This is a genomic window from Flavihumibacter solisilvae (assembly GCF_000814475.1).
Classification (GTDB): Bacteria; Bacteroidota; Bacteroidia; order Chitinophagales; family Chitinophagaceae; genus Flavihumibacter; species Flavihumibacter solisilvae.
Genome location: NZ_JSVC01000016.1, coordinates 38897 through 63122, shown reverse-complemented (window position 1 = coordinate 63122; position 24226 = coordinate 38897). Strand labels below are relative to the sequence as shown.

Sequence of the window (24226 nt, the reverse complement as noted above, 5' to 3'; positions counted from 1 at the left end):
CCTGTTTCCCATTGATACTTTGCAGGCTGGGACAGGAATAATAACAACGATTAAGCGCTCGTGCCTACGCCGGCCTGGACGCGATTTTTTTGAAATGAATAAGCCATTTTCTTCCAGAGCTTTTCCACTGGTCCTTGGCGGTGATATCTTAGCCAGAAGTTGCTGAGTATTGCCTGCAGGATGAAAAAGGCAACGGCCAACAGGTAAGACTGGCTGATCGATATATGCCCGAAAAGCTTTAAGCCGTTGGTCCAGTGAAAAAAGACAAGGAGGTAAAAAACAGTTTGCAACAGGTAATTGGTCAATGCCATCCGGCCGATCGGGGCGAACAGGAGCAACAGCTTTGTCCACGCGCTTCGTTCGGAGAGTTCGATGAACAACGAGATGTAAAAGAGGCTTTGCAGCACCATCCCTGCCACAATTACCAGGGGAAGCCACGCAAGGGCGGGTGTCAGTTCCAGTTTGCCTGTGGTCACTAACCAATACAGGTAACTGCATAGTAAGCCAACTGTAGCCCCAAAAAGGATCAGTTTTCTACGCACCTTTCTGAATTGCTTAGTGTATTGAAAGAACCCCAGCCTGGCCAGCGAAAAGCCTAACAGCATATTGCCAAAACAAAATGCCAGCGTGATCGGTTTGTCCTGGATGAAATTAACGAAGGGGTCAATGGTCATGTTTATCTCCAGGTACTGCAGGTAGGATAGGGTAGTGGGATGAACCAGGATCAAAGACCTGTCGTAGCTGTATTGAGGTTCCAGTATGCCATTCAGGATATAGATCGTGCCGGTGGCTATCACCGTAATGGTAGCCCCCGCGATCAATTGTTTTTTGGCGGGCCAGCGGTATACCAGTAATAGCGCCATGCCGCAGATGGCATAATCGCGCAGGATGTCCCCGAACCAGAACAGGTAGGCATGAACGCAACCGATCAGGAACAACAGCAACATCCGCCGAAAAAAATAGGGACGAAAAGCGATGCCATTTTCCGTGGCCCGTTGAAACTGTATGAATGATCCAAACCCGAAAAGCATGGAGAAGATAGTGATGAACTTTTTATCGATCAGCAGGTGGAACCCGGCTTTGGTCGCAGCATCAACTGCAGTCGCTTCACTGGAATACGGAACATTGGCCAGTAGGATTCCCAGCAGGGCCAGGCCACGAAGGGCATCGATTACTTCAATACGTTCCGGCTTCGATGAAGGATGAAATTCGGGCATAAGTTTTTTTCCGAAATTATATGTCCCAGGCAGCAGGAAAAAGCCGGGTTCAGGTGTTGTAGAATTTTTAGACCTTGAAAGACAGCAAAGTCGGCGAAGTAGATAAAACAGGACCTGAAGTATACCACATTTTACGTTGAACTGAGCGGAGACACCACCCATTTCCGGAATTCGCTCGCTCTTTTCTGGCTAACAATTACCGCGTTTTTTAAGGGAGGATGGATGTCCAGCTCGATCTTACCGTTCTCGATGCTCTTATATGATTGGCATGATTTCCTGTTCAGAAGGGTTTGCCGGTTTGCGCGGAAGAACACCGACTCGTCGAGCATTCGTGCCAGTTCTTCGAGGGTATAACTTGTCATGAAGCTTTCCCCGCTGAACAGCTTTACATAGCAATAGCCGTTGCTGAGGAAGGCACAGGCGATGTCTTCCTGCGGAAGGAGGAGTTTTTTGCCTGCCTTTGCAACTTCGATCACCGGGTATTCCCGTGTTTGGGTTTTTACTGACCTGTCTGCTGTGCCTTGCTTTGTCCATTTAAGAAGCAGCCACCAGGTAAAGTAAATGACGTTGACAAAGAGTATGAACAGAATGACAGTATAGAATTCGCTGTTCAGCCAGCCGGTTTCAAAGATGTTCTGGCGATATGCCAGTTTCATGAAAATCATCGTAAATACGAAACTGAGCAGCGCCGGTAATAATACAGCAAGCAGGAGTTGAAGTGTAATGCGCTGTACAGGCTTTTCAAGCCAGTCGAACCTGCGATCAAGCTTGATAATGGCAAACCTGGTTACCTCCCAGAGCAACAGGGCAATTACAAATCCTCCAAGCAGGTCGTAATAAAAATATTTAGACCCAAGGCGCTGGAGTAAAGATTCCTCCCGGCCAATCGAGTCAATGATTTCGGATATCAGCAGGCAACCGATGATCCTGAACCAGAAATCCTTGTATACTGGTGTTGTTTCCTTCATAATCACAGGTAAATTAAGTAAACCATTTACCTAACGCCAGCCCAATTCAGGCGCTACGTACTTCAGAATAGACGACAGTACATGCACATTGTAATCAACACCCAACGTATTGGGAATGGTTAAAAGAAGTGTATCCGCTTCCTGGATGGCTTCGTCTTTTGCAAGTTCCTTTATGAGTTGATCCGGTTCAGCGGCATAGCTTCTTCCGAAAATGGCTCGTTTGTCTTCTTCTATGAAGCCAATCTGGTCAGTTCGCTCCGCTTCATTTCCAAAATAATATCGGTCCATATCGTTTACCAATGCAAAAATAGACCGGCTGACAGAAACCCGTGGTTCACGTTGGTGTCCTGCTTTTTTCCAGGCTTCTTTATAGAACCTGATCTGCTCGGCCTGCTGTACATGAAAAGGTTTCCCGCTTTCATCTTCTTTCAGGGTGGAACTTTGAAGATTCATCCCATTTTCAGCAGCCCATACGGCCGTGGCATTAGATGCGGCTCCCCACCAGATCCGTTCGCGTAATCCTTGAGAATACGGTTCCAGGCGCAATAATCCCGGTGGATTTGGAAACATCGGATTAGGGTTAGGCTTCGCAAAGCCAACACCCTTCAGCTTATCCAGGAACTCCAGGGATTTACGACGTCCCATTGCTGTACCATCCTCACCATCGGTGGGTACATAACCGAAATAGCGCCAACCATCAATGACCTGTTCCGGTGACCCCCTGCTAATTCCCAGCTGTAAGCGTCCGCCGGAAATCAAATCAGCCGCGCCGGCATCTTCAACCATATACAGTGGATTTTCATAACGCATATCAATGACACCCGTTCCAATTTCGATTTTGCTGGTCCTGGCTCCAATTGCTGCAAGCAACGGAAACGGCGATGCAAGCTGGGCTGCGAAGTGGTGTACCCTCACATACGCACCATCCAAACCCATCTCTTCAGCGGCTACTGCCAGGTCAATAGACTGGAGCAACGTGTCAGCTGCTGACCTGGCCTTGTATGCAGGATGGCTACCCCAATGACCAAATGATAAAAATCCAATCTTTTTCATATGTATTAAAGTTACCGCACATGCTGACGAATTTAAAAAAATGTTCAAAACATGATGTGCCTTCTGCCGGATAAATGAGTACACGAAACTGCTACCTTTATAGTACTTCTTTTAGCATTCACAAGGACTGGCACTGGTCATTACTGATTAATGTTTTTTGTGAAAATGAAAAGATTGAAAGGTATAATACTCGCTTTCCATTTTTTACTTGGATTTACCGGCTTTGCCAGCGGAGAAAATATTGACAGCCTGAAAAAAGTTTTGGCGGGCTTAAAAGGTTCCGCAAGAATAGACTGCCTTAATGCAATAAGCACCGATTATTTCTATCATGCTACCGACAGTGCAATTAAGTTTGCGCACAGGGCACTGAATGAAGCTGAAAAAATAAATTATAAAATCGGGATCGCAGCAGCCTGGCTTAACATGGCCTGGGCAGACGCATTGGCCGGTGGCAATCTCATTACAATGGAAAACCATTGCCGCAATGCGGTTGCCCTGCTGGAAACAACAGGCGAAAAAAGACAATTGGCAGAAGCCTGGTTTTCATTGGCATGTGCACAAAGTTCTCAATGTAAATTTTCTTCTTCCTTACCTGCTTTTGCTGCTGCGGGCCGGCTGTACTCTGAAATGGGGGATGAACTGAGTCTTGCCAAAATGTATAATTATATGGGTGATGATGAAAGGAACATGGGGCAATACAGTAAATCACTTGAGTATGCAGTGAAATGGCTTGAGATCGCAAATAAATACGGGGAAAATTCTTACCTCGATGTATGGGCTTCGCTTTATATGGTTATGGGGGATTATGAAACAGCGCTGGACTATTACCGACAGGCTGAGATTGGTGCAGCGGCAGCACAGAAAATTGGTTTCGAAATGATTTATTACACCAGGCGCAAGGGAGAGATCTTCCTGCTCCAGGAAAAATATGATTCCGCCCGGTATTATTTTAAAAAGGCAATTCAATACCCTCAGCAACCGCCTTTTTACTTACAATGGGGAACTCTATACCTGGCCTTGAAAGAATATGATTCCGCCCTGTATTATTTGAACAACGCGTACACCCATTCAAAAGCTATCAATGATTTATCTGTACTGCAGCCTGCCTTATTAAGCCTGGGTAAAATCCATAGAGAAACAGGCAACACCCAGATGGCCCTGTTATATGCCCGCGAGCTCTTACAAACAAGTGAATTGACCGGTGCCAGGCAACATAGCCGTGACGGACACTTTTTGCTGTATCAACTATTTTCTCAAACCGGGAAAAAGTATAGTGCGTTGAGTCACCTTCAAAAGTATACCGTATTGAAGGAAACAATTGACAAAGACCTGTCCGCCCAAAAGCTGGCCTTCTATAAGATCAAAGCTGAAAAGGAAAAAGACCAGGCGCGGATAGACCTGTTGAACGAGGAAAGAAAGTTGCAGAAGCAGCAATTAAAACAAACTGCACAACAAAGAAGTTTCCTTATAATCGGAATTGCCGGCGTTCTGATTCTCGGTATTATTTTGTTGCGAAACGTAATGCTCAAACGAAAGAACGAGGCAAGCCTGAGAGAGATCGCAGAAAATGAATTGCAGCTGCAGAAGCTGGAAAGCGAAAAAACAAAAGTTGAATTGCAGCACCAGGCTTCCGAACTTGAAATGCAGGCGCTTCGTGCACAAATGAATCCGCACTTTATCTTCAATTCGCTCAATTCGATCAACCGCTTTATTCTTCAGAATAATAAATCCCAGGCGTCGGAATACCTAATCAAGTTTTCAAAACTGGTTAGGATGATACTACAGAATTCCCAGGCCCCATTAATCACTTTGGAAAATGAACTGGAAGCGCTGGAATTATATCTCGACCTGGAGGCCCAGCGTTGTGAACAGCATTTTGATTATAAAATTTCCGTGCAGGACGACCTGGATATTGACGTACTGAAAGTGCCACCGCTAATCATTCAGCCGTATGTGGAGAATGCAATCTGGCACGGCCTGATGCACAAACAGGATAAAGGACAACTGGAAATTTCAGTAGCGCAGGAATCTGAACATCTCCTGATCAAAATCACTGATGATGGCATCGGTAGAAAACAAGCCGATGAATTGGCCAATAAATCGTCCACAAGACATAAATCAGTTGGGCTAAAGATAACAGCCGACAGAATTATGTTGGTTCAACAAATCGATGCAGGAGTTTCACCTGTTACAATCAATGACCTGGTGCATTCGGACGGGAGCGCAGCAGGAACGGAAGTAATTATAGAAATACCTGTTTCCTATTTTTGATTAGGTTTTCATTAACCCCCTCCGCCATTTTACCCTTTTTACTGCCCTGTCCCACTACTGGCACTTCCCAAGCCAGTTCCTGACTTTAGCGGAAACGGAAAAAAAACGGCAAACAGACGGCAGACAATCGAAAAAAAATAATTTGTATATTAGGAAAAAATATCCTATGGCCATCGATAAGAATAATAGGAATGCACTTACCCGCTACTATAGCGGCAAATTCGGGGACCAGTTCGTTCTGAAAGTTACCAGGAGCGGGAATTCAATGCTCACCAAATATGCTGACCGGAGCGGGGTTGTTCTTTCCGTAACACAAAAAGCCCGTAACCGTCTTTTCCGTGAAGCGGTGGCTTATGCAAAGGCGCTTATCGCAGATCCGGTACGCAGGAAGGAACTCCTGCTTCGCCTCAGTAAAAACAAGAAAACCCGTACCCAGTCTGCATATAACGCCGCGATCAGGCAATATATGAAGGAGAATTCCCCGAAAGTTAAACTGAAGAAAATCGCAAAGATCCTTCAAAACTACCTCGATACGTTTACTGTCTCAGAACGACAACTGGAAGCAGTCAGTTACATGCTGAATGATGAACTCATGACTAATGCCTTGTACCAGGAAATAAACAAAGTGTCGAAACCTACTGCTACCCGCGACCTGAAGGAAATGGTAGGCAAGGGCATCATCCAGGCCACTGGAAGGGGAGCGGGTGCAAAGTATTCACTGATCCCACTACCAGGGGAAGTCGGGGAATAATTGGCTCACCGACCCCGAAAAATTGGCTCAGGAAGGTAAATAATTGGCTCAGCAACGAATAATTGGCTCATAGCCGGGCATAAGCGCTCATCGTATATTAAGCCTATTTTAATGTCGATTCTACGAGTGCAATTGTAGGTTTGCCCCCATGGTAAATGTTGCGACTATATTGATTGTAGGAGAGGACGAGCCAGATATGCCTGATTTCAGGCAGTCACTTGAAAAGATGAAATTGATCTGTCACCTTGAAACAGTCAGGAGCGGGAACGATGCATTTGACCTGCTTCGCGAAAAAACCAAGACCGCGGCAAATTTGCCCGACATTATACTGGTGGAAAACAACCTGCAGGAGGCGGGCGGACTTGAATTCATTTCCAGGCTCCGGAACGAAGATGCATTCAGGCACCTGAAATGCTACCTGATCGCGTCTCCCTCGGATACCGTGGACCGTCAGACGGCTGCGAATCTCGGTGTATCCGGCTACCTGCCTAAACCCCTGAAGCTTAACAGGCACCAAAGCATGGATTCCTTTAACCTGATGATCGACCTGATGAACCTTCAGTCCCGGTCTTAAAGTACTGCCGCAATTCTATCTGCCCATCGCGCATAATCGGCTCCTGATGGATGTAACCCGTCTGCCGCAAGAAGTAATGGATTTTCTGCTGCCTCCCTGGTTCCCGCAGTTATGTCAACATACCTGGCATTCGCCATGGCTGCTATGTTGCGGTTGATCCCGTTAAATGTATCGATCTCCAGGGCGATCAGTTTCCGGTTCTTGCCCGCTGCAAATGGTGTAACCCCCCAGTCGGGGATAGAAACGACAACCACCCTTTCCGGCCGGTTGCCCGCACAATTGATTGCTGTGGCCATCAACGCACGAAATTCAATTTCATAAGCTTCGGTTGTATATCCCCGGTACTGGTTGTTCACTCCTGCAAGCAGGGTAACAAGATCGTATTCAGGCAACAGCTGTGTTTGCCCTATCCCCCTGATCAGCTCACCTGTAGTCCAACCGGTTTTTGCGATAATCTCTGGCGCAGAAAAGGGATAACCTGCGTTCCGGAGACGCTGTACCAGCTGGTAAGGAAAGCTTTCGTATATAGGCACCTGTTCGCCAATGGTATAGGAATCGCCAAGGGCCAGGTAACTGTTCACCTGCATGATTGATTTTTTAATTTATAGACGGGGCAAAGTCGACAAAATAGGAGACAAGGTTGACTTCCGTGGCAAGCTCCAGTTTCTTTCTCAGGCGGTACCGTGCAATCTCCACGCCACGTACAGAGATGTTCATGAGTTGCGCAATTTCCTTTGTGGTAAGGTTCATCCGCAGGTAGGCACATAACTTCAGGTCCGTAGCAGATAATTGCGGATGCTTTTCCTTAACCAGTTTCAGGAAATCACTGTGCACATTGTCGAAGTGACCGGAGAACTGGTCCCAGTCCTTGTCCACTTTCGCTTCATCTGTCAGCAACCTGAAAATCTTTTTCGTTTCTTCCTGCTCCTTGTCAACGTCCAGCTTTTTCAACAACTTCGTTAACTCTGATTTAATGCTGTTCAGCATCTCTGACTTCTGTACCAGGTGCATGGCAGTTGATGCCAGCTCGCTGTTTTTGAGCTTGATGTCAACCTCCAGCTTCTCATTGCGTAATTTAATGATCTCTTTCTCATTTTTATCGAGTTCCAGCTGGTGCAGGTACAACATCTGTTTTTGTTCCTGCTCATATTTCTGCTGCTGTTCGATAAACTTGTTTACCAGTCGACGATAGATGAAGTAAAACAGCAGGCCGGTAATAAGCACATAAATTGTTCTCGCTATCCAGTGACGGTACCAGGGTGGACTGATGGTAAATGAAAGACAGCTCACCGCCGATTCCCTGCCGAGGTTATTTCTTGCTTTCACATGAAAGGTGTACGTTCCCTCACGCAGGTTGGTAAATTCCTTTGTATGATTATTGGTCCACGGTGACCATCCCTGGTCATATCCTTCCAGCATGAAACTATATTCCACATTATTCGGCTGTCCATATAACAGGCCGGCATAGTTGATCCGGAGTGAATTGAAATCGTAAGCGATTGTCCGCCCCTGCATGCTGTCACTGAGCGCAAATCCACCAAAAAAGATACTGTCTTGTGCGCCGTTGCTGCAGGTTACCGAGCTTATCCTTACCCTAAGCGGATGCCGGCCCGCTTTGTATGCCTGGTAATCGATCAGGTAAAATCCTTTGTCGCCGCCGATCAGGATATTGTTCCGGTCCACAGGGTAGATATGTTCAAATCCCCTGACGAATTTGTTTCGAAGCTCAGGGAAATAAATGACTGCAGGCTGCTCACCCTGCATATCAAGCACACCCACTTCCTTTCCTTGCGTGAACCAGATATTCCCTTCTTCATCTTCACGCAGGTAGCTGATCTGCTTACATTTAAAATAGGGTTGCAGCAGCGTGCTGGGAAGGAATTTCCCTGTGGCACTATCATATTCAAGAAGGCCATCTTCGGTAGCAAGTGTTATGCGGCCCTTGACCCGGAAGATGGCATTGTTCAGTTCACTATTCACCCCGTCTTCCCTGCCGAATTTTTTTATAACGGTTTCATTGTTGTCATTGCTGGCAAGTCTGAAAACTCCCTTCAGCGGGTGCGATGTAAACAATGTTCCCGGTTGTTCCACCACAATGAAACGGGAACTTTCCGTAAAGCCGGTTAGTCGTCCTGCAGGCTCGACCCGGTTCCTGGTAAATGTGAGCCGAAAGATACCGGCATAGTTTCCGCCGGCAATTGTGGAACTGGGAAATACTGACTGCATGGGCCAGAAATTCCAGAATCCCTCTGTTCTCTCCGTGAACAGGGGAACAGCCTTTTCATTCTCCACGAGGAAGCCGCCTTCATGATGTGCCATGAACAGGCGATTATTGATATTGGCCAGTCCCCATACCTGCCCGGAAGAAGCTTTAACCTTTTTGAAATCTCCTTTTACAAGGCTCAGGTCGGAATAGCTGTCGACCGGGATACTGAATAAGCCCGTTGATGTACCCAGGTACAGGTTGTTGTGAAAGCGGATCGCCGCATAACCTGAGCCGGGATTGTTGCGGTCGGGACTGATATGCCGGATGGCGTTGTTGATCGTAATGCAATCAATGCCATCATCAAGGCCGAGCCAGAGATTGTTCCTGTCGTCCAGGAATACACTCCGGATATTCGTGTTTTGCAAGCCTTCCTTCAGGCCAAACTGTTGCAACAGTTCTCCTTTGTTGTCGATAACGAACAGTCCGCCCATGCTGGTTGCGAGTGCAATCCGGTTATTGCGGATCTCTACTGCCTTATAAATGTTGCCTGCGGCTGCTAAGTCGAGTCCCGGACTATTCCATGCCGTTACGCGGCTTCCCCGAAGCAGGAAGCAGCCATGGTTAAATGTGGTGATTAAAGTGGAATCAGCATTCAGGGTGACCATGTCTGTTATCAGGCAGTCCATCGGAAGGTCCCCCGGCGCCAGGAAGGTTTCCCAGTTCCCATTGACAAACCGCAGCAATCCCTGTTCAAGATCCTGGGCATAGGCGACCTGGTTACTTTGACCCATGAACCGCCAGTGGGAGCGGGGATGGTAGATATTGAACCGGTTCCCTGTCAGCACTATTATTTTAGCTGCCGAGCGAAAAAATACTTTATCGCCGATGATCGCAATGTTCCAGATATCGGAGAGGTTACGTTCGGCTTTGGGCAACTTTGGTACAAACGAATGATACAGCAGCTGGCCCGAAGCATCGGCGTCGAAGTACCCGAACTCATCTTCTCCGCCTGCATAGATCCTGCCGTGTTCATCGCTCGCCACAGAACGAAGCTTCGATCGGTTCGGGAGGGCGATGGTATGCCAGTTTACGCCATCAAAACTCAGCAGGCCTTCGTTGTTGGCAAAGAACATGGTACCATCCTCATGCTGGGTCATATGCCAGTTCTGGCTTCCCGCCAGGTATTGCTGACGGCTATAGTTGGTGATATCAGGCAGGCTGATAGCATTTTGCGCGCATACAGGAACAGAGCCCAGGCAACCGGATATAACCAGGAATACAAGCAAGCGAATCATCACAACAAAATACTGTGAAATGTGATAATAACGATTGATGTAGGGAAAAAAATTCTATGCTTGTTTTGTTGTAGTAATGACGTAGTGATCGTTCCGGCCGGATGTTTAGATTTGTTTTCCACTAAAATGTAACTATGAAAGGACTCAGCCGACTGGCGTTCGCCGTACTCTGCCTGGCACTTTTTTCTCTGCCCGGCCTGGCCCAAAAGAATAAGTTTGTCGGGGTGAAAGGAAAGGAAGTCGTTTACCCCGACGGCCGCCCGTTCATAATGCGCGGCACCAACCTGGGTAACTGGCTGGTCCCGGAAGGATATATGTTCGGGTTTAAATCCACCAACTCACCCCGCAATATCGACGAGGCCATATCTGAACTGGTTGGGCCCGATGAAGCACGCAGGTTTTGGCAGGGATTCCTTAAGGAATATATCCGGTATGACGATATCCGCTATCTCAAATCAACCGGGATGAATTCGATCCGCATCCCTTTTCATTATAAATTATTTACAAACGAACATTACCTCGGCGGAAATGACCCCGAACGCGGGTTCAGGTTACTGGATTCACTGATTGAATGGTGCCGGCGCGAGCAACTGTACCTGTTACTTGACATGCATTGCGCGCCTGGTGGACAAACCGGCGACAACATTGATGACAGCTACGGTTATCCATTCCTGTTTGACAGCAGGGAGAGCCGGGAACTGACGATCGGGATCTGGAAACGCATTGCAGCGCGTTATAGTAATGAACCAGTGATCATGGGTTACGACCTGCTGAACGAACCCATCGCCCATTATTTCGACAGCAGCCATTTCAACCCGTTGCTGGAACCGTTTTACGAAGAGATTACGAAGGCGGTGAGGTCGGTAGATAAAAATCACCTGGTCTTCCTCGGCGGCGCTCAATGGGATTCGAATTTTGGCCCCTTTGGAAAACCATTCGACGACAAACTGGTGTACACTTTCCATAAATACTGGACCGATACCACCCAGGATGTGATCCAGCAATACCTGGATTTTCGCGACAGGCATAATGTACCTATCTATGTTGGGGAGACGGGAGAAAATACCGACGAATGGGTTGGCGCGTTCAGGCGATTGATGGAAAAGCACCGGATCGGCTGGCATTTCTGGCCGTATAAAAAAATGAAGAACACGAGGGGTATCGTCGACTATCCACAGCCCGAAGGCTTTGAACAAATCATTGAGTACACCGAAAAACCACGCAGTAGTTTCGAACAGGTAAGAAAAGCGGCTCCGGCAGATCGCCAGAAGATCCTGCAAATATTAAATGAGGTATTAAGATTGTGCCGCTATGAAAATTGCCGTCCTAATAAGGGATATATCGAAGCCCTCGGACTCACGGCAAAGCCAATCTAGTTTTCGCGCCAGTTATCGCGTTCATCGGGGCTGAATTTCCAGGGAGCGAAGTTGTTCTCCACATTGCTGAACATGGCGTTCCACTCCTGTGGTGAATTGCTTTCTTCCATTACGAGCGAACGGCGAAGTTCGAGGATGATCTCGAGCGGGTTGATGCTGACAGGACAGGCATCTACACAGGCATTGCAGGCTGTACATGCGCGAAGTTCTTCCACACTGATATAATTGTGAAGGAGGGTCTTGCCATCTGGCTCGAATTTGCCATTGGTATTGATAACCCGGCCAACTTCTTCGATCCGGTCGCGCGTATCCATCATGATCTTGCGGGGCGAAAGTTTCTTTCCCGTGAGGTTTGCAGGACAAGCTGCAGTGCATCGACCGCATTCTGTACAACTATAGGCGTCAAGCAGGTTGCGCCAGGTAAGGTCCTGCACATCTTTGGCGCCAAAGGAAGGCGTTTCACCGGCCTCTGTCGGTGCAAGCTCGGGCTGCATGGCATAAAGCACTTCGTTCTGGATCGCCGGCATGTTTTTCATTTTTCCCGGCGGATCAAGTCTTGTATAATATGCATTCGGAAACGCGAGCAGGATATGCAGGTGCTTCGAGTATGGCAGGTAGTTGAGGAAGATGAAAATCCCGGTGATGTGCAGCCACCAGCAGGTTCTTTCGAGGGCAATCAATGCGTTGTCAGACATTCCTGCGATCAGCGGTTTGATCGATTGCGAAATGGCGAAATCTCCGGTCAGGTGATTGGTATAATGGGTCACGCCCCTTTCCTGCAACGTGGTGTCTGCTGCGTTCAATGTAAGGAAAAGCAACATCAGGATGATCTCGGTGATCAGGATATAATTCGCATCACTCCTTGGCCAGCCGTCGAGTTCACGCATCATAAAACGGCGCAGCTTAATGATATTTCTCCGCGCAAGGAAAACGACGCATACGATCAGCACACCCAATGCCAGCCATTCAAATGCATTGATCAGGAACGTGTAAAATGAACCTGGCATGCCTGCAAAAATTCGGTGAGTGCCAAAGATCCCATCCAGGATAATTTCAAGGACTTCTATATTAATAATGATAAAGCCTGCATAGATCACGAAGTGCATCACCGCAACCAGCGGGTTCGCAAACATCTTTTTCTGTCCGAATGCAAGCAGCAACATGTTGTTCCACCTCATTCCCGGGTTGTCATTGTATAATGCATCTTTTCCGAAAAGGATATTTCTCCGGATCTCCAGGATCTTTTTCCTGAAAAACCAGATCGCAGCTACAGTTAACAATACAAAAGCGGCTTGTTGCACATATTGCATAGAGCGTGAGATTGTGCGACTAAATTAAGCGTTTTCAGATTGGCTCAATGTTTTGTTGTAATTTTTCGGCTTCAATTCGCTGTATGAATACGGAAAGAAAGTATATACTGGACAGGCAGACTGCTGCTATGAAGCTCGAAAGAATGGCATATGAAATGGCGGAACAACTCGTTGGTGAGAAAGAACCGATCATCCTGGCGGGCATTAAAGATAATGGCGTCGTAATGGCGCGCGCACTTGCGAAACTGGTGAAATCCATTGCAGGAATTGATTCCCAGATCATCGAAGTCGGACTGGATAAACGCAACCCGGGTCCGGTTGAGCTGAATGGTCATTCTGATTTCAGCGGCCGCACAGTTGTGATGGTTGATGATGTTACCAATAGCGGTAAGACGCTGTTATACGCATTGCGTCCTTTCCTGGACGGCTACCCGAAAAAGATCCAGATCCTCACATTGATTGAACGCACACATAAGGCATTCCCGGTTAAAGCGGATTATGTGGGCGTAAGTATAGCAACCACATTACAGGACCATATTTATGTGGAAGTGGAAGGAGATGATTTATCGGGGGCGTACATGGAGTGAAGTCGCCTTACTGGTGAATAGCGTGCAGGCGGAATTTTCCATCCGAGTTATATTCTAAAGCAGGTGCGGGGATCTTGATGGCGTTAAGAGCAAAGAAGACGGTACGCAGGAATTTACTGCGGGTAGGGATCCGGGTGAGGTCGACATCGGCCGACAGGTAGAACCGCCTGGTCCGTGGAATGTCGGTACGGTCTACTTCGGTGCCATCGGCTTCCGTCCATTTGTTTTCCATACCACCGAGCATAAGGTCACTGCTGTAACCCAGGGAAACATTGAGCCAGCGCGGGATCTTACTTTGGGGGAAGAAGCTGCGTAGGTTGGCACTTAGCCAGTATGCCTGGCTGTTATAGTCCTTCAGGATCCTTTCCATACTTCCTTCTCCAAATAGTTCGTTCCTCCTGGCGACCAGGTCGCTGGGGTAGTTATAGGGCCAATAGCCCATTTTTATTTGGATCCGCTGTTCTTTCCAGCCGAGTTCCTGCGCGATAAATGCACCTGCACCCGTTAGATTGGCTGCCATATCCCACCAGCTAAAGCCCCACTTCTCTGAGAAGCCATCCTGGATCTCAATAATACTCTGGAAGGCCACAGCGCTGCCGCCGCCGAGCCAGACTGAAGTCTTGGGATTGAGCCCGGCCCATTTCCAGGTCGCTGCAGAAGCCCGGGAAAGCTGGTAAGTGGTCCACACATGTCCCGCCTTATCCATCTGGTTCCATTCCTTTCCGTCGTTGAAGGTGTGAAAGGATTGCTTGTCGTAATCGGAATACCAGGCTTTATCGAGGGCGATGTATGAGACGGTCCAGACCGCTGCATGTCCACCTGCCACCAGCCAGACCTTTTTTTTGTTCGGACGCGGAATGGAGTCCTGCGCATCCACACGGCATGAAAGGACGATGCAAAGAAATAAGACTGTAAGGTAACGGGCTATGTTCAACAATAATGGTTTGAGAATGACAAAAATACGTTTTGCACAAACAATCAAATTCGCAAACTGAAAATGTATAACTTCAACGCCGATATAAACCTGAAATTATGGATGCAGCAATTCAAGAAAAAGTGAACCAGTGGCTGGAAGGCAATTACGATGCCGAAACAATAGCAACGATCCGTGAACTGGCCGCGTCGAACCCCGGCGAACTGGCAGAATCGTTCTACCGCAGCCTGGAATTTGGTACCGGCGGTCTGCGTGGAATCATGGGTGTGGGCAGCAACCGGATGAACAAGTATACGGTGGGAATGGCTACGCAGGGCTTCGCCAATTACCTGAAGAAATCATACCCCGCCGGCACGGAGATCAAAATAGCGATTGCGCACGATAGCCGGAACAACAGCCGTTTCTTTGCAGAAACCACGGCAAATGTTTTTGCCGCAAACGGGATCAAAGTATTCCTTTTTGAAGCACTCCGGCCGACACCTGAACTGAGCTTTACCATCCGCCACCTCCAGTGTCATGGCGGAGTGGTTTGTACTGCTTCACATAATCCCAAAGAATATAACGGTTATAAAGCATACTGGAGTGATGGCGGTCAGCTCGTACCACCGCACGATGTAAATGTGATCCTGGAAGTAGAAAAGATCTCATCCGTTGATGAAGTGAAATGGTCAGGCGGAGATCAGAACATTACGATCATCGGCAAGGAAATGGATGAAGCTTTCCTTAAGATGTTGCAGGGATTAAGTGTTTATCCCGACGTGATCAAACGCCAGCATGACCTTAAAATAGTATATACCCCGATACACGGTACAGGTATTACCCTGGTTCCTGAGGTCCTGAAGCGTTACGGCTTTACCAACGTTCATATCGTGGAAGAACAAAGTGTTCCTGATGGCAATTTCCCTACCGTGAATTACCCCAACCCGGAAGAAGCGGATGCAATGGCCCTGGGCCTGAAGCTGGCAAAGGAACTGGATGCCGATATCCTGCTTGGTACGGATCCGGACAGCGACAGGGTAGGCATTGGCGTGAAGGACAATAAAGGTAACTGGGTGTTGATGAATGGCAACCAGACTGCGGTGCTCGCATTCAACTATATGATTGAAGCGCGCAAGGCAAAAGGCATTGCACAGCCGAATGATATGGTGGTAAAGACTATTGTTACTACCGAGATGATCGATGAGATCGCCCGCCGGAATGACATCAATTGTTATAATGTACTTACGGGTTTTAAATGGATCGCAGAACTGATCAAGGAAAAGGAAGAAAAAGAGCATTATGTGATCGGTGGTGAAGAGAGCTACGGCCTGATGATAGGATCACAGATCCGCGATAAAGATGCGATAGGCGCAGTTGCCATACTTTGTGAAATGGCCGCCTATGAAAAGGATAAAGGACGCAGCCTGTTCCAGAAGCTGCTTGATCTTTATGTGGAAAATGGTTTTTATAAAGAACACCTGATTTCCATTACCAAAAAAGGAATGGATGGCCAGCAGCAGATCGCAGCAATGATGGAAGGATACAGGTCCGCACCTCCTGCATCGATCAATGGCTCTGCGGTTGTTCAATTGCTGGATTATGAAACCCAGCAGGGAAGAAACCTGCAGACCGGCGGGGAATGGAAAATTCAACTTCCCAAAAGCAATGTGCTGCAATTCATCCTGCAGGATGGCAGCAAGATCTCGGCGCGACCCAGCGGCACCGAACCGAAAATCAAGTTTTATTTCAGTGTGTTCAGCAGCCTGGCGGATGCCGCATCATTTGAAACGGCACAGGCTGAGCTTGAGGCGCGGATCAAAGGAATTATTGCCGACATGAAATTATAGGGCATCATCTTTTCCCTATATTGCGGCCGATTATGAGAAAGTTCGAGGACACATACAGGCACAAGGGGTTAAGAAAGAAACTGGTTGATCATTTGCGGAGCAAGGGAATAACGGATGAACGGGTTCTCGAAGCCATTAATAATATACCGCGCCATTATTTCCTTGATTCCGCCTTTGACGAGAAGGCTTACGAAGACAAGGCATTCCCAATCGCAGTGGGTCAGACCATTTCACAGCCATATACGGTGGCCTACCAGAGCCAGCTGCTCGAGGTGAAGCCGTTCGACAAGGTACTGGAGATCGGAACCGGCAGCGCCTACCAGGCATGCGTGCTCGCTGAAATGGGTGCGCAGGTCTTTACGATCGAACGACAGAAGGCTTTGTTCGATCATAACAAGCAATTTGTGCACCTGCGAAAATACCCGAACATCAAATACTTCTATGGCGACGGGTTTGAAGGACTACCCACTTTCGCGCCATTCGATAAAGTGATCATTACAGCAGCCGCACCATACATTCCCGAAAAGCTCATAGGCCAGATGAAGGCCGGTGCCAAGATGGTGATTCCCTTAGGTGAAGGGGCTGTGCAACGGATGATCAGGCTTACCAAACGTGCCGATGGCAGCTGCCTCGAAGAAGTCTTCGCCAATTTTTCCTTCGTCCCCATGCTCGGAGGCAGAGAAGGAATGTGAAATGTATGATTTATAGAAATTCAATCACCCTCTTCACTACTTTGTTTTCCCTGTAGATCTTACGATGACCAAGTTCTTTGGTGATCATGAATTCTATGTTGGGTAGTGATTTTTTGATGATAGGTTTTACATCGTCAAGCGGGGTTACGTCGTCGTCTTCGTCGTGGATCCACAGGATCGAAGCATGTAAGTGTTTAAGTGCCCTTGCAATCGAGTAATGAGATGCGCTGACGCCGCCGCGTTCCACTATGATCTTTTCGAATTCTTCCCGCACTTTTCCGTCAAGCTGCAGCATTTTAAAAAGTGAATCAATCGCAGTAACTGTTTCTGTGGCCGGTGCGATCAATGCAATCCTGACATTATTGTCATGCGTCACAGCTTCCATGAAATGGGTAATGGCGAGTCCACCGAATGAATGCGCCATAAAGCTTTCGATTGGACCGAACTCCTTATAAACAGCAGCTATGGTTTTCACATACAACGGAAGGTTGATCTGGCTGCCCTCAGAAGCGCCATGCGCCGGGGCATCCGCGGCGATCACTTCGTAGCCCTTCTTCATCAGCGGAACGATATAACGGTCAAAGTTCCACGAAGATGATTCGAAACCATGGAGGATCATCACCTTCCTGGTTCCACCTTTATTCCACCTGTACACGGCGACCCTGTTTCCTTCCACCTGCACATAATTGCGGTCTGCCTTATCGAAGACCGGCGGGACCTTCTTTTTTGATTTCCTGAATGGAGTGCAGAAGATCTCAAATGCCTGTTCAGCAGCTTTGCGGTTCGAAAACACCGAAGTGAAATTCAATTTTGCCCGCAGATAATTGATGGCCAGCTTTTGTGCTAATTTCATGGCATCAAATTTAATGCATGAAAATCGTATTGATCGGAACCGGAAATATAGCCCGGGTGCTGGGAGCGGAGTTGAAGGGGGCCGGACACGAGATCATGGAAGTTTATGGAAGAACGGCTGAACATGCCCGCGAGCTGGCTTCCGGGCTGGAAACAGTTTCCATAACAGATGTCAATGCCATTACAAAGGATGCAGACCTGTATATCGTTGCGGTTACGGATACTGCACTCGGGCAATTGAATGAATCACTGAGACTTCCCGGGAAATGGGTCGTTCATACAGCAGGTGCTGCACCTGCCAGTGCATTGGCGAAGGTGACTGAACTTAACGGTGTGCTTTACCCGTTGCAGAGCATCCGGGGACAGCTTCCTTCCACAAAAAAGATTCCATTCCTGTTAAATGCAGTAAACCCGGAAGGGCTTGATATCCTGATTTCGCTTTCCACTTCACTTGGTTCATCCTGGCAGCAATGCACTGATGAACAAAGATTGCACATGCACCTGGCTGCAGTGTGGGTGAATAATTTTCCCAACCTGATGTATTCGATCGCATTCGGGATCTGCAGGGAAAAGGAACTGGACTTCGGACTACTTCAGCCCCTGATTGCCGAAACTGCTGCGCGGGTCCACAACAGTGATCCCTGGTTATGGCAGACAGGGCCTGCCATCCGCAATGACACAGTCACCATTTCACGGCACCTTGAACTGATGGAGGAAAAAGAATTGAAGGAATTATATGTTGCGCTAACGAACGAAATAAAGCGTCGCCAGTAAGTGCACACTCGCAGTTCATTCGATCGGTTGTATTATGTCCGTTCTTACTTCGTACATTGATTTTTTTGTAGTGGGGTCATCCACATATACATCATAAGGCGCGCCTTTGGCTTTGTTGCCACTGGATTTCAGCCACTCACGGATATGGTCATGGGCCAGGTAGGATTTTTCATATGGGCCATAATAGTGTACTACCACTGACCTGGTTGGCGGAACATTGCGGAAACGGATCCTGCCTGAAGTTGTTTTGGGTAACCTGTTAACGGCAATGGCGGCTTCCAGCACATAGGGTTCTTTACCGGTGTAGTACCACGATAATGGCATGCCGGTTAAATCAAGCTGCTGGTTTTTAACCAGCTCGCCGATCTCACCATAGGCCTGCTGCAGTGTCGGGCCAACATCCGCCATAGTTCTCGCCGTATCCATAATGGTAAGGACCTGCATAGCCGGTGCCGTGATCTCTTCGAGTGATAATTTTGGTTCCGCCGGTTTCAGTGTCCCGTTCTCTATCTTTTCCTTCAACTGCTTCAGGCCATTTTCGAAATCCGGACCAAGCATCCGGTCGAAGAACAAACCAAACCACCTGTTCAAGGGGTTATGTCCCATGTTGGCATCCATTCTCCAGGTTACTTCCGTTACACCGTTCTTCGGTGAAAGCTCCCAGCCGCCTACAGATGGTTCATCAAATCCTTCAAAAAGCAGGCTGGTAGTGACAGTCTTGCCCGGTATGGATTCAGTGATGGTCAGTTGTCCTTCCCCAACTTCACGGTGGTTGCTTTTCCATTTGTACCAGGCGCCTTTTCCTTCCGTTACTGGTGCATACTGAACCTGCATGTAAGGGTCTTTCTGGTTCCATGGCATCCAGGAATTATATGTTTTCAGATCGTTCAGAACACCATAAACCGTGCTTGCGGGTGCATTGATCGTTATGGAGCGGGATACGAACGCATTTCCGGGCAGGAAGGCACCTATTATGGCAAGTGCCAGGATGATACCACCGATCCAGAGGATGATCCGCAAGGCTTTTTTCATGTATTGAAAATAATAAAATCCCTTAAAACTGCCGCTTTGGCCTATTTTTGCAACCCAAAAGGAAAAACAACCCCCAAAAAGAAAAGATGTATTCGATCACGTTTAAGTTTGAGCAGAAGGGACTTGAGCCTGTAACCCTTGAAAATATCGAAGCAGATCAGAGTTTGCTGGAAGTAGCCCTGCATAATAATATCGAATTGCACCATAACTGTGGTGCGGTTTGCGCCTGCAGCACCTGCCACCTTTATGTTGAACAGGGGGAAGACCTGGTTGAAGAGATCAGCGATCGCGAAGAGGATTTCATCGACAGGGCGGTGAATCCACGACTGAATTCAAGACTGGGTTGCCAGTGTATCCTGTTGCCTGGTAAAAACGGGCATGTTGAAGTTACCCTTCCTGACCAGACCCAATTCCTCGGTGAATAATTTCTAAAAGCATTTCAAATTCATATATGGCGCATTTTGAACCACCCATCCACTGGAAAGATTATGAAGATATCGCGTTGAAGCTTTATGAGCGTTTCGGCGATGAGTTCAATGAAGGTAAAATTTACCGGATCAGGTTCACAGAGTTGATTGAATGGGTGTTGCAGATCCCTAATTTCGAAGGAAAGCGTGAGGAATGCAATGAAGGGCACCTGGAAATGATCCAGAGTTCCTGGGTTTACGAATGGCGCGATAACCAAAAATAAACTTCCGTCCCATGGTCCTGAACCTCTTTAAAGACATAGATACTTTTGTGTTCGATGTCGACGGTGTGCTTACTGATGGCAGCCTGCTTTTGCTCGACGATGGACAGCAGGTCAGGAGAATGAATATAAAGGATGGCTATGCGCTCCAGCTTGCCATCAAAAAAGGATATCGTATCCTGGTTATTTCCGGGGGAGCATCCGAAGCGGTTCGCACGAGGCTCAATAAGCTGGGAATAATGGATGTTTACCTGAAGGTAACAGACAAAATAGAAGTGCTGGAACAGTACAGGGTAGCAAACGGTCTCCAGTGGCCGCAGATCCTTTTCATGGGCGATGATATTCCTGACTATGGTGTGATGCAACTTGCCGGTATGCCATGCGCACCTTCAGATGCCGCACCGGAGATCAAACGCCTGGCGAAGTATATCAGTCCCGTTAAAGGCGGCGAGGGCTGCGTTCGCGATGTAATTGAGAAAGTAATGAAGCTGCGGGGCGACTGGGCCATAGATACTTCCGTTCCAAGCAAATAAGAATTACATATTTTAGCGCATCAATACAACGGAGTGAAACTTATTGGTGCATTTTTCAGGCTCATCAGGTGGCCTAATCTTTTCTTTATTATAATTACGCAGGTGCTGTTCTATTACTGCATCCTGCTGCCATCGATGGGCGGCGTAGTGAAGCTGGATCCCGTTCATTTCTCCCTGTTGATCCTGTCGTCAGTACTTATTGCCGCGGCAGGTTATATCATCAACGATTATTTTGACCTGAATATTGACCAGGTGAATAAACCTGACTCTATTGTTATACAAAGGGTCATCCGGCGCCGATGGGCAATCGCCTGGCACCTGCTGCTATCATTAGCCGGCGTACTGCTTGCATTTTACCTGTCGTGGAAACTCCGCAACCCGATCATCGGCTTTGCCAATTTCGGTTGTGCATTGCTGCTATGGCTGTATTCCACCACGTTTAAAAGACAATTGCTGATTGGCAATGTGCTTATTTCATTGCTCACAGCCTGGGTCATTCTTGTAATTTATTTCGCAGAACTGAGTGTTACCAGGATGGGTGAACCTGCCTACAGGAACAGCATGAATACCGTGTTCAAATTCACCATTATCTACAGCAGCTTTGCTTTTATTATTTCCCTCGTAAGGGAAGTTGTGAAGGACCTGGAAGACCGGATCGGGGATGAGCGATATGGCTGCCGGACCATGCCTATAGTGTGGGGTGTGCCTGCAACCAGGATGTTTGTGGGAGTATGGATGTTTGTGATGGGGGCCGCACTGCTGATCATGCAGGTATATGGACTGCTGAAAGGGTGGTGGATGGGAGCCGTATTCTGCCTCTTCACGGTTATTGTTCCCCTCGTTACCACAATGCTGAAATTAAGGCAATCCAATACCCCGGACGAGTTTCACCGCCTTAGCAGCAACATCAAGTGGATAATGCTGGCCGGCATCCTTTCGATGGTGTTCTTTAAATTTTATTTGTGATGGAAAGAATAGTCCTTGCTTCCCAGAGTCCGCGGCGCAAACAATTGCTTGAATGGGCGGAAGTTCCTTTCGATGTTATTGTAAGGCCCACAGATGAGTCGTATCCGCCTGGCCTGGATATCAGCGAAGTGCCGGTACATATTGCACGCGGTAAGGCACAGCTGGTCAGGGAAGAGTTAAGTCACGACCGGCTGGTACTTGCAGCAGATACCATTGTTGTGCTGGGCGACCGGATCATCGGGAAGCCGGTCGATCGCGATGATGCCATCCGGATCCTCAGTGATTTATCTGGTCAGCAACATAAAGTGATCACTGGCGTGGTAATGATCAAGGGCAGCCAGGAAGTCGCCTTTTCAGATACCACGGCAGTGGATTTTCACGAACTTACTGCTGACCAGATCGCGTTTTATGTAGACAAATACAAGCCCTACGACAAGGCGGGTGCCTATGCGATCCAGGAATGGATCGGGGTGGTAGGCATCCGGACAATTAAAGGGGATTTTTATAACGTTATGGGACTGCCGGTCAGCAGGGTGGTGCAGACTCTCGAAAGCTGGTCCTGATTTCCAGGTGATTTCACGCTTGACATCGGCAGTCGCGCACTAGTATTTTGCGAAAAAGATGCAGGAGCGGTTGTTGCAGTTCATCTGGAAGGAAAAGTATTTCAATACGGCTGATCTTGTGACGGAGTCCCGCGAAAAACTGGTAATCCAGGATGCCGGTACCTTCAACCCTCACCAGGGGCCTGACTTTCTCGACGCGCGGATAAGGTTAGGTGATACAACATGGGCGGGGAATATCGAACTGCATATCAAAAGTTCAGAATGGAACCGTCATCGGCATAATGATGATCCCAACTACCGTAATGTGATCCTTCATGTCGTCTGGGAAGACGATGAGCGTCGGTTGTCGGAAATAATTCCGACTCTTGTGCTTGCGCCACGGGTATCTTCGGTCATGCTAGACCGTTATAAGTTGCTTATGGATCAACGCAATGTCATTGCCTGTGAGGGGAGTATCGGTGAGGTTCCCGAGGGGATATGGTCAGCCTGGAAAGAGGAGCTGCTCGGGGCCCGTTTGAAGCGGAAATCCAAACTGATCCTGGAACTGCTGAAAGAGAGCGGGAGTAACTGGGAAGAGTGTTCCTGGTGGTGGCTGGCCCGCAACTTCGGCGGAACGGTAAATGCGCAGTTTTTTGAGCAGGTGGCGAGGTCTGTACCGGTAAAGTCTCTCGCCCGCCATCGCAACCAGGTTATCCAGCTGGAAGCCATACTACTCGGGCAGGCAAATTTCCTGAAGCCGGCCAACGCAGATCCATATGTGCAGTTGCTGCAAAGGGAATACAGGCATTTGCAGCATAAGTACGGGCTGGTGCCGGTACATGGACAAGCCCAGTTGCTGAGAATGAGGCCTGCTGGTTTCCCGACGGTGAGGCTTGCCCAGCTCGCCATGCTCCTCCATAAGCTGCCATCATTACATCATTTGCTGGTTGAGGTCGAAACGATAAGGGAAATGGAACAGATGCTGGAGATCACGGCCAACGATTTCTGGCATTATCATTACACGCTCGGGGAGGCAGCGCCTTACCAGCCTAAACATTTAGGCAGCGACATGCGGACCTACCTGATCATTAACGGTATTATCCCCCTCGTATACACGTTAGGTGAGCGGCTGGACCATAGCGGCATGAAGCAAAAAGCAGCGCGGTGGATGCATAGTCTTCCCCCGGAAAGAAATAGCCTGGTAAGAAGCTGGGAGCGTGTAGGCCAGGTCTGCGAATCTGCAGCCGGCACCCAGGCACTGACGGAATTGAAGAAAAACTATTGTGGTGTGAAGAGATGCCTCGATTGCAGGTTAGGCCATCACCTGCTGAACAGGTGATGGCTTGTTGGAATTACCATTCGTATACAATGCTCACCTCTGTATCTGGTGAAAGACTTTTAAATACGGGGCAATTGTTTCCGATCCTTTCAAGAATGGTCTGATCTTTTTCACTAAGGTTTAACGTTTTCGGAAACCTCAGGATAACATCGATCTTTCCGATCCTGCGGGGATCACTTACCATGTGCTTCTGGATGTCTATGGTCGCACCTGCCAGGTCGATGTCCATATCCTGTGCTTTAATACCCATAGTAGTGATGGCACAGGTTCCCAGGGCAACGCATACCATGTCCGTAGGGGAGAATCTTTCACCTCTGCCACGGTTATCAGTAGGCGCATCTGTTTCAACCACTGTTCCACTCTGATTGTGTGTTGCTTTGCAACGGAGTTGTCCTTCATAAACAACGGATGCTGTCATGCTGTTATTTTTGCTAAATTTA

At 48.1% G+C, this 24226-nt stretch carries 24 protein-coding genes; 14 read left to right on the top strand and 10 right to left on the bottom strand.

Annotated features, from left to right (window positions below; genetic code table 11):
• Positions 1-50 precede the first annotated feature (50 nt).
• From OI18_RS14750 to OI18_RS14740, 3 genes are all read right to left on the bottom strand, one after another.
• Positions 51-1217 (bottom strand): DUF418 domain-containing protein, encoded by a 1167-nt coding sequence (locus OI18_RS14750; RefSeq protein WP_039141109.1) that lies wholly within the window; start codon positions 1215-1217, stop codon positions 51-53.
• A gap of 131 nt (positions 1218-1348) precedes the next feature.
• On the bottom strand, positions 1349-2185 hold the full coding sequence (locus OI18_RS14745) for a LytR/AlgR family response regulator transcription factor (RefSeq protein WP_039141106.1): 837 nt from the start codon (positions 2183-2185) through the stop codon (positions 1349-1351).
• Positions 2186-2215: 30 nt separating this feature from the next.
• Positions 2216-3238 (bottom strand): LLM class flavin-dependent oxidoreductase, encoded by a 1023-nt coding sequence (locus tag OI18_RS14740; protein ID WP_039141103.1) that lies wholly within the window; start codon positions 3236-3238, stop codon positions 2216-2218.
• Between the two features lie 165 nt (positions 3239-3403).
• On the opposite strand from OI18_RS14740, the gene OI18_RS23865 reads away from it, so the two are divergent.
• From OI18_RS23865 to OI18_RS14725, 3 genes are all read left to right on the top strand, one after another.
• Positions 3404-5509, top strand: coding sequence for a tetratricopeptide repeat-containing sensor histidine kinase (locus tag OI18_RS23865; protein WP_160290243.1), 2106 nt, complete (start codon positions 3404-3406; stop codon positions 5507-5509).
• Between the two features lie 166 nt (positions 5510-5675).
• On the top strand, positions 5676-6260 hold the full coding sequence (locus OI18_RS23860; protein ID WP_052273262.1) for a Fic family protein: 585 nt from the start codon (positions 5676-5678) through the stop codon (positions 6258-6260).
• Between the two features lie 148 nt (positions 6261-6408).
• On the top strand, positions 6409-6834 hold the full coding sequence (locus OI18_RS14725; RefSeq protein WP_039141101.1) for a response regulator: 426 nt from the start codon (positions 6409-6411) through the stop codon (positions 6832-6834).
• Here the strand turns inward: OI18_RS14725 and OI18_RS14720 are convergent.
• Both OI18_RS14720 and OI18_RS14715 read right to left on the bottom strand, forming a co-directional pair.
• Entirely contained in the window at positions 6831-7421 is a 591-nt protein-coding gene (locus tag OI18_RS14720) for an SGNH/GDSL hydrolase family protein (protein ID WP_240312779.1), read from the bottom strand. The two genes, OI18_RS14725 and OI18_RS14720, sit on opposite strands and share 4 nt — an antisense overlap.
• 10 nt (positions 7422-7431) lie before the next feature.
• The gene (locus OI18_RS14715) at positions 7432-10335 is read right to left on the bottom strand and encodes a triple tyrosine motif-containing protein (protein WP_039141100.1); all 2904 of its coding nucleotides are present in this window, start codon (positions 10333-10335) and stop codon (positions 7432-7434) included.
• Positions 10336-10469: 134 nt separating this feature from the next.
• On the opposite strand from OI18_RS14715, the gene OI18_RS14710 reads away from it, so the two are divergent.
• The gene (locus OI18_RS14710) at positions 10470-11711 is read left to right on the top strand and encodes a glycoside hydrolase family 5 protein (RefSeq protein ID WP_039141098.1); all 1242 of its coding nucleotides are present in this window, start codon (positions 10470-10472) and stop codon (positions 11709-11711) included.
• On the opposite strand, the gene OI18_RS14705 is transcribed toward OI18_RS14710, so the two are convergent.
• Positions 11708-13021, bottom strand: coding sequence for a 4Fe-4S dicluster domain-containing protein (locus OI18_RS14705; RefSeq protein WP_039141097.1), 1314 nt, complete (start codon positions 13019-13021; stop codon positions 11708-11710). The genes OI18_RS14710 and OI18_RS14705 overlap by 4 nt on opposite strands.
• Positions 13022-13104: 83 nt before the next feature.
• Between OI18_RS14705 and OI18_RS14700 the strand changes: the two genes are divergently transcribed.
• Positions 13105-13608 (top strand): phosphoribosyltransferase family protein, encoded by a 504-nt coding sequence (locus OI18_RS14700; protein WP_052273260.1) that lies wholly within the window; start codon positions 13105-13107, stop codon positions 13606-13608.
• A 7-nt stretch (positions 13609-13615) separates the two neighbouring features.
• Here OI18_RS14700 and OI18_RS14695 read toward each other — a convergent pair whose 3' ends face one another.
• A complete protein-coding gene (locus tag OI18_RS14695) occupies positions 13616-14542 on the bottom strand; it encodes a DUF2279 domain-containing protein (RefSeq protein WP_152616836.1) in 927 nt (308 codons plus the stop codon).
• Positions 14543-14640: 98 nt separating this feature from the next.
• Here OI18_RS14695 and OI18_RS14690 point away from each other — a divergent pair, with 98 nt between their 5' ends.
• Positions 14641-16368 (top strand): phospho-sugar mutase, encoded by a 1728-nt coding sequence (locus OI18_RS14690; protein WP_039141093.1) that lies wholly within the window; start codon positions 14641-14643, stop codon positions 16366-16368.
• Positions 16369-16400: 32 nt separating this feature from the next.
• Positions 16401-17060, top strand: a complete 660-nt coding sequence (locus OI18_RS14685) for a protein-L-isoaspartate(D-aspartate) O-methyltransferase (protein WP_039141091.1) — start codon at positions 16401-16403, stop codon at positions 17058-17060.
• 10 nt (positions 17061-17070) lie between these two features.
• Here the strand turns inward: OI18_RS14685 and OI18_RS14680 are convergent, their stop codons facing one another.
• Positions 17071-17913: an alpha/beta fold hydrolase gene (locus OI18_RS14680; RefSeq protein ID WP_039141090.1), complete on the bottom strand. Its 843-nt coding sequence runs from the start codon at positions 17911-17913 to the stop codon at positions 17071-17073.
• Positions 17914-17930: 17 nt separating this feature from the next.
• On the opposite strand from OI18_RS14680, the gene OI18_RS14675 reads away from it, so the two are divergent.
• Positions 17931-18686 carry a Rossmann-like and DUF2520 domain-containing protein gene (locus tag OI18_RS14675; protein ID WP_039141088.1) on the top strand — a complete coding sequence of 252 codons (756 nt, stop codon included), beginning with the start codon at positions 17931-17933 and terminating at the stop codon, positions 18684-18686.
• Positions 18687-18701: 15 nt separating this feature from the next.
• Here the strand turns inward: OI18_RS14675 and OI18_RS14670 are convergent, their stop codons facing one another.
• Entirely contained in the window at positions 18702-19718 is a 1017-nt protein-coding gene (locus tag OI18_RS14670; RefSeq protein ID WP_039141087.1) for an SRPBCC family protein, read from the bottom strand.
• Positions 19719-19804: 86 nt separating this feature from the next.
• On the opposite strand from OI18_RS14670, the gene OI18_RS14665 reads away from it, so the two are divergent.
• From OI18_RS14665 to OI18_RS14640, 6 genes are read left to right on the top strand one after another with little or no spacing between them, the layout of a single operon-like run.
• Entirely contained in the window at positions 19805-20143 is a 339-nt protein-coding gene (locus OI18_RS14665) for a 2Fe-2S iron-sulfur cluster-binding protein (RefSeq protein WP_039141289.1), read from the top strand.
• 26 nt (positions 20144-20169) lie between these two features.
• Positions 20170-20409, top strand: a complete 240-nt coding sequence (gene iscX, locus OI18_RS14660) for a Fe-S cluster assembly protein IscX (protein ID WP_039141085.1) — start codon at positions 20170-20172, stop codon at positions 20407-20409.
• 11 nt (positions 20410-20420) lie between these two features.
• Complete coding sequence (locus tag OI18_RS14655) at positions 20421-20939, top strand: KdsC family phosphatase (protein WP_039141084.1); 519 nt, start codon at positions 20421-20423, stop codon at positions 20937-20939.
• A 33-nt stretch (positions 20940-20972) separates the two neighbouring features.
• The gene (locus OI18_RS14650) at positions 20973-21905 is read left to right on the top strand and encodes a geranylgeranylglycerol-phosphate geranylgeranyltransferase (protein WP_039141082.1); all 933 of its coding nucleotides are present in this window, start codon (positions 20973-20975) and stop codon (positions 21903-21905) included.
• Positions 21905-22468, top strand: coding sequence for a Maf family nucleotide pyrophosphatase (locus tag OI18_RS14645; RefSeq protein WP_082037986.1), 564 nt, complete (start codon positions 21905-21907; stop codon positions 22466-22468). The genes OI18_RS14650 and OI18_RS14645 overlap by 1 nt, the downstream gene beginning before the upstream one ends.
• A gap of 58 nt (positions 22469-22526) precedes the next feature.
• Positions 22527-23786 (top strand): DUF2851 family protein, encoded by a 1260-nt coding sequence (locus OI18_RS14640; RefSeq protein WP_039141079.1) that lies wholly within the window; start codon positions 22527-22529, stop codon positions 23784-23786.
• 13 nt (positions 23787-23799) lie between these two features.
• Here the strand turns inward: OI18_RS14640 and OI18_RS14635 are convergent, their stop codons facing one another.
• Positions 23800-24204, bottom strand: a complete 405-nt coding sequence (locus tag OI18_RS14635) for an OsmC family protein (protein ID WP_039141078.1) — start codon at positions 24202-24204, stop codon at positions 23800-23802.
• Positions 24205-24226: the final 22 nt, after the last annotated feature.

Excerpts from the sequence above, each read along its gene's own strand:
- OI18_RS14750 (WP_039141109.1), bottom strand. The coding sequence starts at position 1,217 with ATGCCCGAATTTCATCCTTCATCGAAGCCGGAACGTATTGAAGTAATC.
- OI18_RS14745 (WP_039141106.1), bottom strand. The coding sequence starts at position 2,185 with ATGAAGGAAACAACACCAGTATACAAGGATTTCTGGTTCAGGATCATC.
- OI18_RS14740 (WP_039141103.1), bottom strand. The coding sequence starts at position 3,238 with ATGAAAAAGATTGGATTTTTATCATTTGGTCATTGGGGTAGCCATCCT.
- OI18_RS23865 (WP_160290243.1), top strand. The coding sequence starts at position 3,404 with ATGAAAAGATTGAAAGGTATAATACTCGCTTTCCATTTTTTACTTGGA.
- OI18_RS23860 (WP_052273262.1), top strand. The coding sequence starts at position 5,676 with ATGGCCATCGATAAGAATAATAGGAATGCACTTACCCGCTACTATAGC.
- OI18_RS14725 (WP_039141101.1), top strand. The coding sequence starts at position 6,409 with ATGGTAAATGTTGCGACTATATTGATTGTAGGAGAGGACGAGCCAGAT.
- OI18_RS14720 (WP_240312779.1), bottom strand. The coding sequence starts at position 7,421 with ATGCAGGTGAACAGTTACCTGGCCCTTGGCGATTCCTATACCATTGGC.
- OI18_RS14715 (WP_039141100.1), bottom strand. The coding sequence starts at position 10,335 with ATGATTCGCTTGCTTGTATTCCTGGTTATATCCGGTTGCCTGGGCTCT.
- OI18_RS14710 (WP_039141098.1), top strand. The coding sequence starts at position 10,470 with ATGAAAGGACTCAGCCGACTGGCGTTCGCCGTACTCTGCCTGGCACTT.
- OI18_RS14705 (WP_039141097.1), bottom strand. The coding sequence starts at position 13,021 with ATGCAATATGTGCAACAAGCCGCTTTTGTATTGTTAACTGTAGCTGCG.
- OI18_RS14700 (WP_052273260.1), top strand. The coding sequence starts at position 13,105 with ATGAATACGGAAAGAAAGTATATACTGGACAGGCAGACTGCTGCTATG.
- OI18_RS14690 (WP_039141093.1), top strand. The coding sequence starts at position 14,641 with ATGGATGCAGCAATTCAAGAAAAAGTGAACCAGTGGCTGGAAGGCAAT.
- OI18_RS14685 (WP_039141091.1), top strand. The coding sequence starts at position 16,401 with ATGAGAAAGTTCGAGGACACATACAGGCACAAGGGGTTAAGAAAGAAA.
- OI18_RS14680 (WP_039141090.1), bottom strand. The coding sequence starts at position 17,913 with ATGAAATTAGCACAAAAGCTGGCCATCAATTATCTGCGGGCAAAATTG.
- OI18_RS14675 (WP_039141088.1), top strand. The coding sequence starts at position 17,931 with ATGAAAATCGTATTGATCGGAACCGGAAATATAGCCCGGGTGCTGGGA.
- OI18_RS14670 (WP_039141087.1), bottom strand. The coding sequence starts at position 19,718 with ATGAAAAAAGCCTTGCGGATCATCCTCTGGATCGGTGGTATCATCCTG.
- OI18_RS14665 (WP_039141289.1), top strand. The coding sequence starts at position 19,805 with ATGTATTCGATCACGTTTAAGTTTGAGCAGAAGGGACTTGAGCCTGTA.
- iscX (WP_039141085.1), top strand. The coding sequence starts at position 20,170 with ATGGCGCATTTTGAACCACCCATCCACTGGAAAGATTATGAAGATATC.
- OI18_RS14655 (WP_039141084.1), top strand. The coding sequence starts at position 20,421 with ATGGTCCTGAACCTCTTTAAAGACATAGATACTTTTGTGTTCGATGTC.
- OI18_RS14645 (WP_082037986.1), top strand. The coding sequence starts at position 21,905 with ATGGAAAGAATAGTCCTTGCTTCCCAGAGTCCGCGGCGCAAACAATTG.
- OI18_RS14640 (WP_039141079.1), top strand. The coding sequence starts at position 22,527 with ATGCAGGAGCGGTTGTTGCAGTTCATCTGGAAGGAAAAGTATTTCAAT.
- OI18_RS14635 (WP_039141078.1), bottom strand. The coding sequence starts at position 24,204 with ATGACAGCATCCGTTGTTTATGAAGGACAACTCCGTTGCAAAGCAACA.